Below are 16,912 nucleotides of genomic sequence, written 5' to 3'. Positions count from 1 at the left end.
AGGTGACCTGACCTCACCTACGACGATCATGGATAGAGACCTCGTGCGATCAAGTAACTGCGTCACCGGTTCGGTCCGGCCACCTTTTTCCACTGATTCCACTGGAGGTCTGTGATGGCCGGCGGACTCTTCGCCCTGCTCGACGACGTCGCAGCCCTGGCTCGCATGGCTGCCGCCTCGATCGACGACGTTGCCGCCGCAACCGGTAAGGCGACCGCCAAAGCGGCCGGCGTGGTGATCGACGACGCAGCCGTCACGCCGCAGTACGTCCGTGGGCTCGCAGCCGAACGCGAGTTGCCCATCATCAAGCGCATCGCCATCGGATCGCTGCGCAACAAGCTGCTGATCATCCTTCCGATCGCTCTGCTGCTGAGTCAGTTCCTCCCCTGGCTGCTGACGCCACTGTTGATGGTCGGCGGCTGTTACCTCAGCTACGAAGCGGTTCACAAGATCTGGGGTGCAATCTTCGGCCACGGTGACCACCACGAGGCCGCTGACGAGCATCCTCGCGACGAAGAAGCAGTGGTTTCGGGCGCCGTCCGCACCGACCTGATCCTGTCCGCCGAGATCATGGTGATCGCACTCAACACCATCGCAGGCGAAGGCTTCTGGAGCCGATTGGTGATCCTTGCCGTCGTGGCGGTCGTCATCACCGTGGTCGTCTACGGCGTCGTCGGACTGATCGTGAAGATGGACGACATCGGATTGAAGATCGCCGAGACGTCGTCTGGCTTCACCCACAAGGTCGGCCGAGGCCTCGTTCGCGGCATGCCTCACGTGATGTCAGTGCTCTCGGTCGTGGGTACCGCCGCGATGCTGTGGGTCGGTGGCCACATCCTGTTGGTCGGCATCGACGAACTGGGCTTCCACCCGCTCTACGACGCCGTTCATCACGGCGAAGAAGCAGTCAGTGACATCGCCGGAGTCGGTGGCGTGCTGGCGTGGATCGTCAACACACTTGCCTCGGCAGCACTGGGCCTGGTGGTTGGCGCCGTTATCGTCGCCGCTCAACTGGGTATCACCCGCATGCTCGCAAAGCGTTCTGCGACGGCTTAGCTGTCGTGCCCGTGGCGGAGCACCATCTGCTCCGCCACGGTGCGTATCCCTTCACGCAAAGACGAGGGTTCGAGCACCTCGAAGTCGGCTCCCAGCCCGATCAACTGCGAGAGCGCGACAGCTTCGCTCTCGAGTTTCAGCTCGGCACTGACCCATCCGTCGTTGTCCTCTGACCCCACTTCGACTGCAGCGGCAAGCTCGCCCACCACATCGGGGAGCCGGCGCCTGCCCTCTGGTGACAATCGCACGCGACACTCGAAGCGAAGCAGCGAACGGTCGAACTCGGCCATCGACGCCGCCCACCACGACGGCAGGTCGAAATCCGCCGGGCGGGCGAACGAATCATCCTCTACGACGGCGTTTTTGATGCGGCCGACCCGGAACGAGAGCGTACGTCCGTTCAAACCTGCCACGAGATACCAAATTCCGGCTTTGATGACCAGACCCAGCGGTTCGACCGTCCGCTCGCGATCGCGATAGGCGAAGCGCAGTCGACGCGAGTCCAGCACAGCGGATGTGACGATCGGAAGCGCAGAGATGTCGTCGACGCCGCCGAACCAACCCGGAACGTCCACGAGAATGCGGTCCTGCCACAGTCGTGCACTCTCGCGCAGGGGACCGGGCAGGGAGCGGAGCAGTTTGGCCCCCGCCGAACCGACGGCGTCTGATCGTCCGAGATCTGCAGCGATGGACGGCACGCCCAACAGCATGAGTGCGGACGTCTCGTCGTCCGTCATGCCGGACAACTTGGACTGCCAACCGTCGAGCAGACGGATGCCACCACCGGGGCCGCTCTCGGTCCAGATCGGCACGCCGGCAGCCGACAACGAGGCCACGTCGCGGTAGATCGTCCGCACTGACACACCGAACTCGTCGGCCAACTGATCGGCGATAACGCCGCGACTCCCCTGCAAACGCAGCATGAGTTGGAGCAACCGCGCGGATCTCATGGACCGAACATTACCGAGAATTACTGACAGAAGTTGTCAGGAATAGGGGTGCACAATGACCGTCATGGTCACTTGGAAGCAGTTCTCCGAAGAAGTACCCGCTCTTGCCGTCGCGGTCCAAGCACGGTTCAAAGCCCACAAGCATCACGTCCTCGCAACGCTGCGCAAGGACGGTTCACCGCGGGTCAGCGGCACCGAAGTCGAAATCCTCGACGGGCGTCTGGTGCTCGGTTCGATGTTCGGCGCACTCAAGGCGAAGGACCTCATCCGTGACGGGCGCTACGCCCTACACAGCAATCCCGGTGAGCACACCATGGAGGGCGGCGATGCGAAGATCGCCGGAATCGCACGCGAGGTGACCGGCGACGAGTTCGAAGCCGTGCTCGCAAGCTACACCTACGAGGTTCCGAAACCCCTGCACCTCTTTGTCCTCGACATCGACGAGGTGGTGCACACGACGGTCGACGACGAGCACATGTACGTCGATCTCTGGAAGCCGGGCAAGGAGATCACCCGCTTCACCAAGTGACGTTCTTCTCGCAATGCTCGCCGTTGGCACACGATTCCACCTGAACGGTGGCGTGGGAAAGACCGTGACTCTCGAGGACGGTGCGCGCGGATTCCAGAACGTTCGACGAATTCGCGTCACTGGTCAGGTGGACCGTCGCGACATCCATGCCGGTGGTGAGCGTCCAGACGTGTAGGTCGTGAACACCCATCACGCTCGGCAGCGCCGCCAGGTCGGCCTCGACTGCTTCGACGTCGACGTCGGCCGGCGACGCCTGCGTCAGAATGCGCAGCGATGCTGCGGCCAGTTTGATCGCGCGCGGCACCACCCAGAGCGAGATGAGAACACCGACGACGACGTCTGCCCACGTCCAGTTGAACAGCAGGACAAGGCCACCGGCGATCAGAACGCCGACGCTACCGACGGCGTCGGCAAGCACTTCGAGGTAGGCGCCACGCACGGCCAGGCTGTCCTTGGAATCGCCGCGCAGCATCAGCATCACGACGATGTTCGCGGCCAGGCCGGCGGCCGCCGTGATGATCAGGGCGCCGCCCGGGATCTCGGGTTCGTGACCGATGCGGCCGATTGCCTCGTAGAAGACCCAGGCGGCGACGGCCAGCAGCATCACCGCATTGGCCATGGCGGTCAGCACTTCGGCGCGGTGCCAACCGAAGGTCCTGGCCGCGGTGGTGCTGCCCCTCTTCGCGAGCAGCAGCGCCGTCAGCCCCATGGCCATACCCACCACGTCTGTGAGCATGTGACCGGCGTCGGCAAGCAGAGCCAACGAGTTGATCAGGATGCCGACCGTGGCCTCGAGCACGAGGAACGCAACGAGGATCGCAAGCGCGATCGCCATTTTTCTGATGCGTTGCGGTGACGGTCCTACGCCGACCGAATCTGCTGCCGAGTGGCCATGTGAATGACCGTGCCCTGCTCCCATTTGTCCTGTTCCCTCCCAAGTCCTTCTCAGAGCATATGCATACATTCGCATACATACAACGAGTTGCTCAGTGAGCGGGAAACGGCAGAGGTCAGTGATCCGGCTCGTAGGCGGGATGAGGCACGGTGGGCGGCAGAGTGGCGATCGACGAGATTCGCTTCATGCCCGCGACCTGCAACAGGTCGACGACCAGCGATCGAATCTGGGCGAACACCACCGTCGAGGACAGGCCTGCGTTCTCCACTATCGCCGGTTTCAGTTCCTTCGCCACCGAGCGCAGGACGCGCGCTGCTTCGGCCTGATCAGGCTGCTCCCCCGGCTCCGCCAGGATCATGTCCTCGAGAACTTCGACGGCTTTCGACAAGCGCTCGACCTGAGCCACCAGACGCGGATCGAGGATCTCGTCGTCCCTGACCAACGTCAACGAACGACGCGCGAGCACTCGAATGTTGCGCATCGCGTTGTCGATGGGATCGGCTGTCGCCATGAGCCTTTCGAGGCGAGGCCGACTGTTCCAGTACAGCGGGGAGATTCGGCTGATCTCCCTCCCGCCGAGAAGGTTACTGCGCAACCCGTCGATGGCACCCTGAGTTGCGCGCGCCTTCTGCAGTGCCTTCACGATCGGGTCCGGGTCATTCGCGACGAGGCCGTCTGCCACCAATTGCAGTACCTCGGAAGCTGTTCCGAGGATTGATGCAGCATCCTTGCGCGCGCGTCGTACCGGGTGAGTGGGGATGATCGCGACCACCGCGATACCCACCAGACCACCGACAAGGGCATCGATCATGCGATCGGGACCGCCGCTGCCGCCCGGCGGGATCAGCGTCGCCACCAGCACAGCCGAGTTTCCCGCCTGCATGGAGAAGATCGGCCCGCTGTTGAGAAGCACCGCGACGGACATCGCCAGCACGACAACCAAACTGATCTGCCACGGTCCGCTCCCGATACCGGAGATGATCAGATCACCGATTCCGATACCGACCGTGACTCCCGCAACCAACTCGAACGAGCGTCGTAGTCGTGCACCCAACGACAGACCGAGCGAGACCACAGCGGCAATCGGCGCGAAGAACGGCGCGTGGTGCCCGATCACCGTGGTGGCAACCCACCACGCCAATCCGGCCGCCAAGGCACATTGAATGATCGGTAGCGCCGACGTCTGAAGCCGACGCACCGATTTGCGAGCCCGGTCCTTGATGCCGGCCCGGCTCGGACGGAAACTGCTAACCGAGGCCAAGCGCTTCGGCGGCGTTGGGATCGCAGTCTTCGAGCAGATCGAGGCAACGCGCGTACTCGTCGGCTTCACCGATCGTCTTCGCGGCCTTGGCCAGGACTGCGACGCAACGCAGGAAACCACGGTTCGGTTCATGGCTGTAGGGCACGGGACCGAAACCCTTCCAACCGTTGCGACGCAGTTGGTCGAGTCCGCGGTGGTATCCGGTACGCGCGTAGGCGTAGGCCGTGATGGTTTCGCCCTTGTCCAGGGCAGCCTCGGCCAGGTAGGCCCACGCAATGGAGGCAGTGGGGTGGTCGGCCGCTACCTGGGCCGGTTCAGCGTGGTTGAGCAGTGCCGATTCCGCGTCGTCGTCGCCGGGAAGCAGAGTGGGCTTGGGTCCGAGCAGGTCACCGAATTGGGTCATGCGCTCATTGTGCCCGCTACGCCTTTCTGCCACAGGACCGCCTCGCCGACGGTCGGAGTTATGCAGGCTACATACCGGTCGTTACCCTGACATGGTCATTGCTGCATAAGACCGAAGGGTTACCCGTGCCGGACTCGAAAGACGACAACTCGAAAAAGAGCGCAGCACCGAAGGGTGCGCCCGAGAAGTCGGCCCCGACCGAACCTGCGACTGTGGCGATCCAGAAGACAGACAAGGCCTCGAAAGCGGACGGCGACGCCAAAACTGCCAGCGCACCAACCGTCGCGATCCCCAAGGCAACTCAGGCAACCACAGCAGCACCGACACCCCAGCCCAAGCCGGAGCCTGCCACCGTCGCGATTCCGAAAGCCACGCAGCCGACACCACCACCCCGGCAGGCTCCGACCCCACCACCACCGCAGCGCGCTGCGCCTCAACCACCGCAGCGCGCCGCGCCTCAACGTGTGGGTGTCGCAGCGACCCCACCGCCGGCTCAGCCGATGCCGACTCGCATCGAGCCCGCCGCGCCGGAGAAGACCAAGCGCAGCGGCAAGGGCTGGTACATCGCGGCAGCAGCGGCCGGCGTCGCCGTCCTCGCGGCGATCGGCGTCGCCGTATTCGTCTCGTCCAACAGCGGTAGCGGTGAAAGCTCACCCGAAGCTCAGGTCCAGACCGCCATCTCGACGTATGTCGACGCTCTGCAGACCGGCGATCTGGCAACGCTGCGAACGTCGACCTGTGGGGCGTTGGGCGAGTACTACCGCACCATTCCCGACGCAGCGTTCGCTCAGGTCCACGACAATGCCGTCGCTCAGAAGACGATCCCGCAGGTCGGAGCCGTCGACGCGGTGCGCATCACCGACGACACCGCGATCGCTCAGGTCCAGGCGAGTTTGCCGAGCACGGGCGAGCAGTCGTGGCGCACGTTCGACCTCGAGCGCCAGGACGGCACGTGGAAGGTCTGCGATCCCAGCAAGTAGGTACCTGAACAGAAAATGCGCGCCGGCGAGAATTTCGCCGGCGCGCATTTTGTTCTGTGAAGCGCAGTTGTGAAACCGATCAGCCTGCCGACACCGAGCGTCCGGCCGACTTCAGGTCGTTGCACGCCTCGACGACGCGAGCCGTCATGCCGGCTTCGGCCTTCTTGAGGTAGCTGCGCGGGTCGTATGCCTTCTTGTTTCCGACCTCGCCGTCGACCTTGAGGACGCCGTCGTAGTTGGTGAAGAAGTGTCCGGCGATCGGACGGGAGAACGCGTACTGGGTGTCGGTGTCGACGTTCATCTTGACGACGCCGAAGTTCAGCGAGTCCTCGATCTCCGACTTCAACGATCCCGATCCACCGTGGAAGACGAAGTCGAAGGGCTGCGAACCGGAAGCCAGGCCGAGCTTGGCAGCGGCGACCTTCTGGCCCTCTTCGAGAACCTCGGGCTTGAGCTTGACGTTGCCCGGCTTGTAGACGCCGTGGACGTTGCCGAAGGTGGCGGCAAGGAGGTACTTGCCCTGTTCGCCGATGCCCAGAGCATCGACCGTCTTCTCGAAGTCTTCGCTCGAGGTGTAGAGCTTGTCGTTGATCTCGGCTTCGACGCCGTCTTCTTCACCGCCGACGACACCGATCTCGACCTCGAGGATGATGCGTGCAGCCTTCGAGAGGGCGAGCAGTTCCTTGGCGATGGCCAGGTTCTCGTCGATCGGGATAGCCGAGCCGTCCCACATGTGCGACTGGAACAGCGGGTTACGACCGGCGTCGACGCGCTCCTGCGAGATCGCGAGCAGCGGACGCACGTAGGTGTCCAGCTTGTCCTTCGGGCAGTGATCGGTGTGCAGCGCGATGGTGACGTCGTACTTTGCCGCGATCACGTGTGCGAACTCGGCGAGCGCAACAGCGCCGGTGACCATGTCCTTGACGCCCAAACCGGAACCGAACTCGGCGCCGCCCGTCGAGAACTGGATGATGCCGTCACTGCCGGCGTCCGCGAAGCCCTTGATGGCTGCGTTGATGGATTCGGAGCCGACACAGTTGATGGCGGGGAAGGCAAAGGAATGCTCCTTGGCCCGACCAAGCATCTCGGCATAGACCTCGGGAGTTGCGATAGGCACGGCGGGAGTCCTCCATATACGTGTCGTTCGGAGCGCTCGGCGATGTGAAAGCGCTTCGTGTGGTCCTAGCAGTATGGCAAGTCCGACTCGTCACGTCTCTTTGCGGTCTCGGCCCGCCGCCACCGACGCGATGACCTGCGGTGGTGGGAAACACTCAGATTCGGCCGGTACTCTGGCCACCGTGAATGTGCAGGCAGCAACTGAATCCGTGACGAACCTGGCCTTGCTGCCCGGCTTCCTCGATCCCGTGAACCTCTTGAATTCCTTCGGAACGTGGGTTCTGGTGGGATTGCTTCTGGTGGTCTTCATCGAATCAGGCCTGCTGTTTCCGCTCTTGCCCGGCGATTCGCTCCTCTTCACCGCAGGGCTGATCGCGGCGTCCAAGTCCACCGAGATCGAACCGTTCGCGCCGCTGTGGGTGCTCCTGGTGACCATTCCGATCGCCGCGATTCTGGGTGACCAAGTCGGGTTCTACATCGGCGCCAAGGGCGGAACTGCCCTGTTCAAGACGGACGACGCGCGGTTCTTCAAGAAGAAGTACATCGACGAGTCACACGCCTTCTTCGAAAAGCACGGCCCGATCACCATTATCCTGGCTCGGTTCGTGCCGATCGTGCGTACTTTTGCTCCGGTTGTCGCCGGCGCTTCGAAGATGAAGTACTCACTGTTCCTGACGTACAACATCGTCGGCGGCATCCTGTGGGGTGCCGGCGTGACTTTGCTCGGCTACCTCCTGGGGCAGATCGAATTCATCCGCGACAATGTCGACTACATCTTCATCTTGATCGTCCTGGTGTCGGTTCTGCCGATCGTCTTCGAAATCGGGAAGCGAATTCTGGCGTCGAGACGTGGTGAAACGGCGAATACTTCCACTACGGACAATTCGACGGTGACAGTCCCCGAAGACCCCACCCCCTGATTGCAGAACGAGGCGAAGAACTGACGACGATGACGCTCGCATCCGGCAGTTTCTCCCCGCTCGAGACTGCCGGGCCTCTGTTGGTCTGGATCATCGTCGTCACGTTCGTCTTCATCGAGTGCGCGATCATCCTCGGGTTGTTTCTCCCCGGTGATTCGCTTCTGATCACAGCCGGAATCGTTCTTGCCGGCCACGAATCCGGCGCGGGCCACGTGTGGGCGTTGTCTGTCGGTGCGATGATCGCGGCCATTGCCGGCAACCAGGTCGGGTACGTCATCGGCCACCGGACCGGCAATCACATCAAAGCCCGTAAGGGCGGCAAGTACTTCACCGAGAAGAACCTGCACCGCGTGAACATCCTGTTGGAAAAACACGGATTCTGGGCGGTCCTGATTGCTCGCTGGGTTCCGTGGGTGCGCACCCTGTGCCCGATGGTCGCGGGCGCAGCCAAGATGAACCACACGCGCTACACCATCGCGAGCACCATCGGCGCGATCATCTGGGCGCCCGTGCTCCTGCTACTCGGTTTCTACGGTGGCTCGTTCCTCGATCGCGTGCCGTGGTTGCTGCCCGCCGTGCTGATCGTGATGATGGTCAGCTTGGTCATCGGTACTGCGCTGGGAATCTGGCAGTACCGCAAGGAGATGGCCCGACCGGCCGAAGACGTCGAGGTCGAAGAAGTCCTCGACTAGGAGCTGACTGCTCAGTGCAGGTGGCCCTGGTCCCACGCCGGCAGCGGGTCCTCGTAGCGAGTCCATGCCCGCGGCCCTTCGCGTAGTTCGTCATCGGTCAGCAGAGCCGGATCGAGGATTCGTGACGGCGCCGCCGGGTCCAGTTTCACTCCGATGAACACGATCTCCTGCCCTGGCACCTCCGCCGCCGACGCCCACAGTTGAGCCGGTTCGATGACGAGGTTGGGGCCTGCCTGCGACCAGATCGCGGCGAACTCGGGCCGACTGGCGATCCAGCAGAATCCCTTGCTCCGCAGGAGTCCGGCGAACTGACCGAGCGCGGCCTCGAGTCGCGCCGGATGAAAGGGTCGCGAGGCGCGGTATGTGACGCTGCGTATTCCGTATTCCTCGGTTTCCGGGGTGTGCCCACCGGCCAGTTCCTCGTCCCAACCGGGTACCTGCGCAGCAAGTTCCGGGTTGTAGAGACCGGTTTCGAGGACACGGTCGAGGGTGACTTTGCCGTGATCTGTTCGAATCAGTTGAGCGGTGGGGTTGAGCCTACGAAGCGTCGCCTCGACGGTTCCTGCCGCCCGCGGGCTCACCAGGTCGGTTTTGTTCAGCAAGATGACGTCGGCGAACTCCACCTGATCGACCAGGAGATCGGAGATGCTGCGTCCGTCCCCCTCCCCGGCTTCGAGGTTGCGCTCGTCCAGTCGTTCGCCTTTTGCCAGCTCGCCGAGGAAGGTCGACGCGTCCACCACGGTCACCATGGTGTCGAGCTTCGCGAGCGAGCCGAGGCTGAAACCGTCCTCGAATTCCCAGTCGAAGGTGGCCGCCACCGGCATCGGTTCGGAGATGCCGGTGGACTCGATCACCAACTGATCGAATCGCCCCTCTCGGGCCAGGGCGCCGACGGCGTCGATCAGATCCTCACGCAGCGTGCAGCAGATGCATCCGTTGGTCAGCTCGACCAACTTCTCTTCCGTGCGGTCGAGATGACCCTGGCCCGCGACGAGGGCCGCGTCGATGTTGATCTCGCTCATGTCGTTGACGATGACGGCGACCCTCCGGCCATCGCGATTGGCGAGAATGTGGTTGAGGAGTGTGGTCTTGCCTGCGCCCAGAAATCCGGACAGCACGGTTACCGGTAGCTGCTTCATTCCTTAATGGTAACCATTGTCATTATCGACAACAGCGGGCGGGCCTACTGCACTGCAGAGGCACTACCCGAGAACTGGCTCTCGGGCCTCGGCAAACCGAAATGATCACGAAGGGTCGTACCCGAGTATTCGGTCCGGAAAAGACCGCGAACCTGCAGGATCGGGACCACACGCTCGGTGAAGATCTCGAGCCCACCCGGGTAGTACGGCGGCATGACGTTGAAGCCGTCAGCAGCACCGCTGGTGAACCATTCCTCGATCGTGTCGGCTACCTGCTCGGCGGTTCCGGCAAACACCCGGTGCCCGCGCGCACCCGCCAATCGATGAAGGAGGCCACGAACCGTCGGACGCTCGCGCTCGACGATGCCGGCGATCACCTGCAATCTGCTTTGCTTGTTGTCGGTGACATCCCCTGCAGTCGCGAACAATTCGACAGGAACCGGTGCATCCAGTTCCAGATTCCGAACATCGGCCCCGGTGAGTGCACCGAGTTGCGCGAGGCCGTACTCCGGCGAGGTCAACTCGTTGAATTCTCGCTCGAGCGCCTTGGCCTGCTCCTCGGTGTCACCGATGAACGGGCTGATTCCGGGCAGGATCTTGACGTGGTCGGGGTTACGCCCGAACTGCGCAGCCCTCGACTTGATGTCGGTGTAGAACGCCTGAGCATCGGAAAGTCTCTGGTGCGCTGTGAAGATCGCCTCCGCGTACTGACCGGCAAATGCGCGACCGTCGTTGGACGCACCGGCCTGCACCAGCACCGGGTATCCCTGCGGAGTTCGCGGTGCGTTGAACGGTCCCCGCACCCGCAGATGCCGCCCGACGTAGTTGATCTCGTGAATCTTGTTTCTGTCCGCGTAGATTCCGTTCTCCCGGTCCAGACTGATCGCGTCGTCCTCCCAGCTGTCCCACAACCGCACCACCGCGTCGACGAATTCCCTTGCACGCGAATACCGGTCGCCGTGGTCCGGATGCTTGGCCAGCCCGAAGTTGGCGGCAGCCAGATCCGTACCCGTGGTGACGATGTTCCACCCCGCGCGTCCGTTCGAGATGTGGTCGAGCGAGGCGAACAGCCGAGCCAGGTTGTACGGCTCGTAGTACGTGGTCGACGCCGTCGCGATCAATCCGATTCGCTCGGTCGCCACTGCAATGGCCGTCAACAAGGTGATCGGCTCCAATGTCCCTGCGGGACCGTGCTCGACGTCGCTGCGCAACGCGGGACCGTCGGCGAAGAAGATTCCGTCGAACTTCGCCGCCTCAGCAGTGCGAGCGATCTCCTGGAAATACGTGACGTCGAACAGACGTTCCGGGGTTGTCCACGGATGACGCCACGCCGCTTCGTGATGACCGGCGGGGTGGATGAACGCGTTGAGGCTCAGTTGGCGCGGAGAATCAGGCATGCCTGAATGCTGGCAACTGCCGCCGCAGTCCGACAGGGTTAGGGTTCGCGTGATTCCAACTCAGGGTGGGCAGGTCGGTATCGTCACATGGGTGAGCCGCGTAGTTGTAGCCGAGTTCGTACCGTCCGGAGCGACAGCAACTGTTCTTCATCAGTGGTGTGAGGTGTTCGCCGAAGGCCAGCGTCACCTGTCCGGGACTGCGCCGACAGCGACTGCGCTGATGGAAATGATCGAGGCCGAAGACAATTCGGCCGATGTACGGCGTTGGATTGCACGCGACGCCGGCACCGACGAGGTCCTCGGCATCGCCCAGGCACGACGCAACTCGGCCGAAGCCGATCTCGCAGAGTTTCGGATGTACGTGACACCCCACGCGCAGCGACGAGGGGTGGGACGAGCGCTTGCCGAACTCGTCGAAGTCGACATCGCCGGGTTCGGCGTGCGAAGAATCAGAGTGACGGCGCTCGTCGGAAGCGCAGCCGAGCATTTCCTGCGATCGTTCGACGGTCACCGCGTGTTGCTTCGGTTGGCCAACCAGGTCCAGCACCTCAGTGCTCCCACCGCACACAGCGCTCGCCCCGGCTATCGAATCGTCAGTTGGCGCAACCGAACCCCGGACGAGCTGGTCCACTCCTTCTCGGAGGCATTGAACCGACTCCTCGACGCGCCGGGCGCCGAACTGCAGGTGCCCGAACGCAATTGGGGAGCCGACGAGGTCAGATCGTGGGAACAGAAGATGACGGACGGCTCTCAATTACTCCTGGTGTGCTGCGCGGTCGACGACAGCGTCGGCGAAGTAGCCGCAGCGACAGTGGTGACGGTGGACGAACATGACAGCACCCACGCATCGCAGCACGACACCGTGGTACTTCCCCAGCACCGCGGGCACGGTCTCGCTCAGTGGGTCAAGGAGCAACAAGCGTCTGTATTGGCAGCTGAATTTCCCTCCCTGCGAAAGATTTACACAACGGTGAACGCGGAGAATCACCCGATGCTGACCGTCAATCGGAGCCTGGGATACCAGACCGTCGCGGAGCGGATCCTGGTGGAAATCAGGAGAGCCGAGAGTGCGCCGCACAAGCCTCGGTGACGATCTTCCTCCACAGGAGCGGGTGAGACTGCCAGAAGTTGTGCGCGACACCGTCGACGACCTCGAAACTACCGTTAGGCACGAGCTCGGCCAGTTGCTGCAACGGCCACGACGGGCGAATGTCGTCGGCCGCCGCGAGAAATGTCATGGGCACGGGTGAGTCGGCCAACTGCCGAAACAGCTGTGGTTCATGGATCCATTCGATGAACGATTCTTGAAGCGATTGCCAGACAACAGGTTCTCAAGGTATCTGCGGGTCCGGCTCGATTCCCGCTTCGTACTGCTTCGACCATGTCCGGTCCTTGTGGAGGCCGTGCCCCGCGATGCCGACGACGCCGGACACCGATTCCGGACAGTCGAGTGCGTACCGCACCGCCAAGTCGGATCCCCACGAGTGCCCCAGCACGACCCAACTGTCGATCTCGAACGTGCGTCGGACGAGTTCGAGGTCCGCAACCGCCTGCGCCATCGTATGAGCGCCGCCACCGGACCGGCCGACTCCGCGTGGCTCAGGGCACCACGCGCGCATTCCTTCCGGAACCAGCTCGTCGTGAGCAAGATAGTGAACGCATCCCGGGCCGCCGGAGAGAACCAGAACGTCCGCCCCTGCCCCACCGACATCGATGTGAAGACGTACGCCGTCCGTGTCGACCGCGTGCCGGGATTCCATGAGGAAAAAGCCTAACGCTTACGCGGGTATCCAGCCGCCGAGACGACAAATGCCGCCTCCATGAGCATCCACCCACCTACCTGCACCGAGAGGTCTCGCTCGGGCACGCTCGACGAGCGCACGGTTCCGGCGGCGAAGGTGGCGATGTCGCCGGACAGACTCGGCAACTGAGCATCCTTGGTCCAGTCGTGCCCGAACAGCGGCAGACCTTCGATCTGCAGTCTGTTGTTCCAGGCCGCTTCCGCGGAGGACAGAACGATCTGCGCTGCGAGTTCGCGCGCTCGCAGGTCCTCGTGAGTCTCCCAGGACAGGTTCACCACCACGAACGCGAGGTAGCGAGCCAGGATTGCGTTGAACAGTCCGCCGTCGCCTCCGCCACCGCCCGTGATGACTCCGTACTCGGTCATGCCGTCGTACACGGCGTCGACGAGTTTGTGGACTCGCTCGCGGTGACGCGGTTCGCCCAATCGTGTCGACAACTCGGTTTCCAACCCCAGCGTGACGCCCTGACAGTACGAATAGATCGCGCGCTCGAGGGTGCCGTCGCGGCGGATACCGTCGAAGATCAGTCCGGAGTCCGGATCCCGCAGTGTCTCGTCGATCCAGTCGGCCGTTGCCTGCGCACGCCAGAGTTTTCCGGTGCGCGCCAGCATGATTCCGGCGGGTCCGTTTGCCGGTGTGTTGTAGAAATCGGAGCCTTTGCACCACGGAATACCGCCGCCGTCGGCCGGGGACCACGAATCGAAGAGTTGCGATTCGAGCGCCTGAACCGCGGTTCGGTGATCGACCGAGAACATGCGTTGCGCACGTTCGAGCGAGAGGCCCAGCCACGCCATGTCGTCGTAGTAGTTGTTGGTCCACGCCGAGACGTTGCGGACCCGCACACTGCGGGCAACCTTCGCGACCCGGCGACGACGCTTGGGGGTCGGGTCACGTTCGAGTGCGTCGATCGCAGTATCGAGCAGGTGCGCTTGCCACCAGTAGTGCCACGGCTTGAACATCCGCTCGCGTCGAACAGCAGGCCAGGCAACCACGCCGAGTGCTGTCCGGGGCATTCCCCACAGGCGCCGAAGGTGACGACTGACTATCGCGCCCTCAGCCGCATCGGCCCGCTCTGCCCACACTTCCTGCATAACTACCTATCCTGTCTGGTCGAGGCGCTACACGCTAGCCGGAATTCGCGAGCGAGATCAGCGGGAATCGGCGAGATCGGCATGCTCACGTACCCACGCGTGCATCGCGATGCCGGCCGCGACACCGGCGTTGATGCTGCGAGTCGAACCGAATTGTGCGATCGAGACCGTCATGGACGCAACCTCTTTCGCATGATCGGTCACTCCGGGGCCTTCTTGACCGAACAGCAGGATGCACTCCCGCGGCAGGCTTGCCGTTTCCAGCGGCACCGACCCCGGGGTGTTGTCGACGGCCACGATCGTGAGTGAATTCTCACGGGCGTACTCGACGAGTTCGCCGATGTCTGCATGGTGAACGATGTGTTGGTATCGATCGGTCACCATGGCGCCCCGCCGATTCCAGCGCCGACGCCCCACGATGTGGACCGCGGCCGCGGCAAACGCGTTGGCCGTGCGGACCACCGTGCCGATGTTGGCGTCGTGCGCGAAGTTCTCGATGGCGACATGCATCGTGTGACGGCGCGAGTCGATGTCCTCGACGATCGCTTCCCGCGTCCAGTACCGATACTCGTCCAAGACGTTTCGACGATCACCCTCGGCCAGAAGTACCGGGTCGTAGCGCTCGTCGGTCGGCGGTTCCGTGTCGTGCTCCTCGGCCCAGGGTCCGACGCCGTTGGGATTCTCGCCCCACTCGGTGGGTCCCGGTTCACCGGCTCCGCCGGACACGTCGTCGGCTGCGACTTCGGTCATCAGAACACCTCGTTGGAATCTGCAGCCACGGTGAAGCCGTGCGTGGTCTGATCGTTGACACACGAGACGTCTGTCGCGGTGGTCGTACAGGTGAAACCCAGTTTGCTCAGCGGTTGACCGGCCGCCAACACCGGATCGGCGTCGGGGCCGCCAGAGGTGTACACCTCTCCGCCCGAACACATGAAAGCACCCTCACCCTCGTCGGTGACGCGAATACCGTTGCCCCAGTTGACCATGCAGCTCTCCGGCCGCGGCGGAACGGGAGTGGTCGTTCCCTCGCACCCGGCTTCGATTCTGGTGGGCAACTTGATGATGCCGCACTGGAAGTTTCCGTCTGGAGTGGTGAAGTAGTACGACTCGTTGCGCTCGAACTGCACGTCCGTGAGTGTCGTCGTCGGTGGCAGCGTCGTGGTCGGTGGTTCGGTGGTCGTGGGGACGACGGGCGCGACGGTGGTGGTCGTCGTCGGCACTGCGGTAGTGGTGGACGAACTGGGCTGCGCCGCTACGGTCGGCGCTGAATCCGCCTCCCCGCTGCACCCTGCGAGCACGAGCGCCGACCCGACGCCCAACAAGACGAACCCCACCCGAACACGAACCACCCGACTACCTCCACACACGTCATCTTGGCCCAGCAACAGCCGACAGTGCACTCTATCGTGTGGTCGACTAAGTGCTGGTGACGCGCTTGTTCATCAGCCGTGAGAGCCACGCGGGCGAGAACCGCGACGCGCTGAGGAAGAGCTTCGCCTGAGTTCCGACCGGGTAGTGAACCTTGTGCATCCGTCCGGCGCCGCGTGTGGCCGCCCACAGTTCCTGCGCGACGTCGGTTGCAGTCAGCTTGATACCCAACGATCTGGTGGCTCCGGTGTCCATTCCAGTGACCATCGCGGTCTGGACGAACAACGGCCAGAGCGCGAGAACACGGATGTCGTGCTGTGCCCATTCCAGATCGAGCGCCTCGGTCAGGCCGCGGATCGCGAACTTGGTTGCACCGTACGTCGCGAGTTCGGGCTGGCCGTAGATCGCCGAAGCGGAGCACAGATTGACCACCTGGGCGCCGACGGTATCGCGGAGGTACGGGAAAGCCGTGTGCGTGCCGTTGAGGGTGCCGGTGATGTTGATGTCGACCATTCGGCGATGCGCCGCAAGAGAAATATCCTCGAACCGTCCCGACGAGAGCACGCCCGCATTGTTGATCAGGATGTCCAGACGCCCGGACTCCCCGGCAAAATCGGCCAGACACTGCGCCCATCCGGCCGGATCGGTGACGTCCAGGACACCCGTCACGACACTGCCGCCGAAACCGTCGATCTCGGCCTTCAAGGAGGCAAGGCCGGCGTCGTCGATGTCGAACGCGCCGACGCGGTATCCGTTGCGCGCGAACAACAGCGACGTCTCCCGCCCGATTCCAGCCGCAGCACCGGTGATGAAGACGTTCGGTTCGCTCATCCGGTCAGGCTATCCTGGATGTGGAGGAAATCTGATGAATCACCGTCGCGTCGTACACACCGTGTGTTTCATCGCGGTGGGGTATCTGATCGTGCTCGCCGTGTGGCTCGGATGGCTGGTCGAGCACACTCCGCCTGGCACGCTGCCCTATCAGATCGGCGGGCTGCTCGCCGCTTTCGGCTCGGTTCTCGGATTCGGAATGGCATGGGCCAACCGCCCGACCCGCGCCGAGCGCAAACTCGAAAAGCACGGCCTCGAAGGGTGGGCACGAATCGACACCGTCACACCCCTGCGCCGAACCGTCGACGGCGAATTGGCCAAGCTCGCACTCCACCTCACGGTTCCAGGTTCCGATTCGTACTCGGGCCGGGTCGAGTACGAGATCCGACCCGAGTACAAAGACAAGATCACTCCCGGATCCACGGTCACCGTCATGGTGGACCCGAAGAACCGAGACCGAATCATGCTGTGCCCGTGAAAGA

20 protein-coding genes are annotated in these 16,912 nt (G+C 63.3%); 7 read left to right on the top strand and 13 right to left on the bottom strand.

Annotated elements, in window-relative coordinates; translation table 11 throughout:
• Positions 1–114 precede the first annotated feature (114 nt).
• Positions 115–1,056 (top strand): DUF808 domain-containing protein, encoded by a 942-nt coding sequence (locus tag RHP72_RS07250; RefSeq protein ID WP_007726787.1) that lies wholly within the window; start codon positions 115–117, stop codon positions 1,054–1,056.
• Here the strand turns inward: RHP72_RS07250 and RHP72_RS07245 are convergent.
• Positions 1,053–2,006 carry a YafY family protein gene (locus RHP72_RS07245; RefSeq protein ID WP_311094518.1) on the bottom strand — a complete coding sequence of 318 codons (954 nt, stop codon included), beginning with the start codon at positions 2,004–2,006 and terminating at the stop codon, positions 1,053–1,055. The two genes, RHP72_RS07250 and RHP72_RS07245, sit on opposite strands and share 4 nt — an antisense overlap.
• A 64-nt stretch (positions 2,007–2,070) precedes the next feature.
• Between RHP72_RS07245 and RHP72_RS07240 the strand changes: the two genes are divergently transcribed.
• Complete coding sequence (locus tag RHP72_RS07240) at positions 2,071–2,535, top strand: pyridoxamine 5'-phosphate oxidase family protein (RefSeq protein ID WP_029538588.1); 465 nt, start codon at positions 2,071–2,073, stop codon at positions 2,533–2,535.
• Here the strand turns inward: RHP72_RS07240 and RHP72_RS07235 are convergent.
• The 3 genes from RHP72_RS07235 to RHP72_RS07225 form a co-directional block, all read right to left on the bottom strand.
• A complete protein-coding gene (locus RHP72_RS07235) occupies positions 2,525–3,454 on the bottom strand; it encodes a cation diffusion facilitator family transporter (protein WP_311094517.1) in 930 nt (309 codons plus the stop codon). The two genes, RHP72_RS07240 and RHP72_RS07235, sit on opposite strands and share 11 nt — an antisense overlap.
• Positions 3,455–3,545: 91 nt before the next feature.
• Complete coding sequence (locus RHP72_RS07230) at positions 3,546–4,691, bottom strand: aromatic acid exporter family protein (protein WP_003944297.1); 1,146 nt, start codon at positions 4,689–4,691, stop codon at positions 3,546–3,548.
• Complete coding sequence (locus RHP72_RS07225) at positions 4,678–5,094, bottom strand: DUF3151 domain-containing protein (protein WP_007726781.1); 417 nt, start codon at positions 5,092–5,094, stop codon at positions 4,678–4,680. The genes RHP72_RS07230 and RHP72_RS07225 overlap by 14 nt, the downstream gene beginning before the upstream one ends.
• A gap of 125 nt (positions 5,095–5,219) precedes the next feature.
• On the opposite strand from RHP72_RS07225, the gene RHP72_RS07220 reads away from it, so the two are divergent.
• Positions 5,220–6,074 (top strand): nuclear transport factor 2 family protein, encoded by an 855-nt coding sequence (locus tag RHP72_RS07220; protein WP_118602858.1) that lies wholly within the window; start codon positions 5,220–5,222, stop codon positions 6,072–6,074.
• Between the two features lie 79 nt (positions 6,075–6,153).
• Here RHP72_RS07220 and fbaA read toward each other — a convergent pair whose 3' ends face one another.
• Positions 6,154–7,191: a class II fructose-bisphosphate aldolase gene (gene fbaA / locus RHP72_RS07215; protein ID WP_007726777.1), complete on the bottom strand. Its 1,038-nt coding sequence runs from the start codon at positions 7,189–7,191 to the stop codon at positions 6,154–6,156.
• A 181-nt stretch (positions 7,192–7,372) separates the two neighbouring features.
• On the opposite strand from fbaA, the gene RHP72_RS07210 reads away from it, so the two are divergent.
• Both RHP72_RS07210 and RHP72_RS07205 read left to right on the top strand, forming a co-directional pair.
• Complete coding sequence (locus tag RHP72_RS07210) at positions 7,373–8,110, top strand: VTT domain-containing protein (RefSeq protein ID WP_003944390.1); 738 nt, start codon at positions 7,373–7,375, stop codon at positions 8,108–8,110.
• Positions 8,111–8,139: 29 nt separating this feature from the next.
• On the top strand, positions 8,140–8,802 hold the full coding sequence (locus RHP72_RS07205; RefSeq protein WP_003944306.1) for a DedA family protein: 663 nt from the start codon (positions 8,140–8,142) through the stop codon (positions 8,800–8,802).
• Positions 8,803–8,813: 11 nt separating this feature from the next.
• Here the strand turns inward: RHP72_RS07205 and RHP72_RS07200 are convergent, their stop codons facing one another.
• Together RHP72_RS07200 and RHP72_RS07195 are read right to left on the bottom strand one after the other, a co-directional pair.
• On the bottom strand, positions 8,814–9,941 hold the full coding sequence (locus tag RHP72_RS07200) for a GTP-binding protein (protein ID WP_054187136.1): 1,128 nt from the start codon (positions 9,939–9,941) through the stop codon (positions 8,814–8,816).
• A gap of 44 nt (positions 9,942–9,985) precedes the next feature.
• Positions 9,986–11,338 carry an LLM class flavin-dependent oxidoreductase gene (locus tag RHP72_RS07195; protein WP_311094515.1) on the bottom strand — a complete coding sequence of 451 codons (1,353 nt, stop codon included), beginning with the start codon at positions 11,336–11,338 and terminating at the stop codon, positions 9,986–9,988.
• A 91-nt stretch (positions 11,339–11,429) separates the two neighbouring features.
• On the opposite strand from RHP72_RS07195, the gene RHP72_RS07190 reads away from it, so the two are divergent.
• Positions 11,430–12,428, top strand: coding sequence for a GNAT family N-acetyltransferase (locus RHP72_RS07190; RefSeq protein ID WP_311094514.1), 999 nt, complete (start codon positions 11,430–11,432; stop codon positions 12,426–12,428).
• On the opposite strand, the gene RHP72_RS07185 is transcribed toward RHP72_RS07190, so the two are convergent.
• The 6 genes from RHP72_RS07185 to RHP72_RS07160 all read right to left on the bottom strand — a co-directional run bounded on the left by RHP72_RS07185 (position 12,391) and on the right by RHP72_RS07160 (position 16,430).
• The gene (locus RHP72_RS07185) at positions 12,391–12,576 is read right to left on the bottom strand and encodes a hypothetical protein (protein WP_238704686.1); all 186 of its coding nucleotides are present in this window, start codon (positions 12,574–12,576) and stop codon (positions 12,391–12,393) included. The two genes, RHP72_RS07190 and RHP72_RS07185, sit on opposite strands and share 38 nt — an antisense overlap.
• Positions 12,577–12,669: 93 nt before the next feature.
• On the bottom strand, positions 12,670–13,098 hold the full coding sequence (locus RHP72_RS07180) for an alpha/beta hydrolase (protein ID WP_311094513.1): 429 nt from the start codon (positions 13,096–13,098) through the stop codon (positions 12,670–12,672).
• An 11-nt stretch (positions 13,099–13,109) separates the two neighbouring features.
• A complete protein-coding gene (locus RHP72_RS07175) occupies positions 13,110–14,231 on the bottom strand; it encodes a glycoside hydrolase family 76 protein (RefSeq protein WP_003944321.1) in 1,122 nt (373 codons plus the stop codon).
• A 57-nt stretch (positions 14,232–14,288) separates the two neighbouring features.
• A complete protein-coding gene (locus RHP72_RS07170; RefSeq protein ID WP_007726764.1) occupies positions 14,289–14,981 on the bottom strand; it encodes a TrmH family RNA methyltransferase in 693 nt (230 codons plus the stop codon).
• Complete coding sequence (locus tag RHP72_RS07165) at positions 14,981–15,580, bottom strand: DUF6636 domain-containing protein (protein ID WP_003944380.1); 600 nt, start codon at positions 15,578–15,580, stop codon at positions 14,981–14,983. Before RHP72_RS07165 ends, RHP72_RS07170 begins: the two co-directional genes overlap by 1 nt.
• A 67-nt stretch (positions 15,581–15,647) precedes the next feature.
• Positions 15,648–16,430, bottom strand: a complete 783-nt coding sequence (locus tag RHP72_RS07160; RefSeq protein WP_003944309.1) for an SDR family oxidoreductase — start codon at positions 16,428–16,430, stop codon at positions 15,648–15,650.
• A gap of 34 nt (positions 16,431–16,464) precedes the next feature.
• On the opposite strand from RHP72_RS07160, the gene RHP72_RS07155 reads away from it, so the two are divergent.
• Entirely contained in the window at positions 16,465–16,908 is a 444-nt protein-coding gene (locus RHP72_RS07155) for a hypothetical protein (protein ID WP_311094512.1), read from the top strand.
• The last annotated feature ends 4 nt before the right edge of the window (positions 16,909–16,912 follow it).

The organism is Rhodococcus sp. SG20037 (assembly GCF_031763325.1).
In the GTDB taxonomy this organism is placed as follows: domain Bacteria; phylum Actinomycetota; class Actinomycetes; order Mycobacteriales; family Mycobacteriaceae; genus Rhodococcus_F; species Rhodococcus_F qingshengii.
This window is presented reverse-complemented; position numbering and strand designations above follow the sequence as displayed.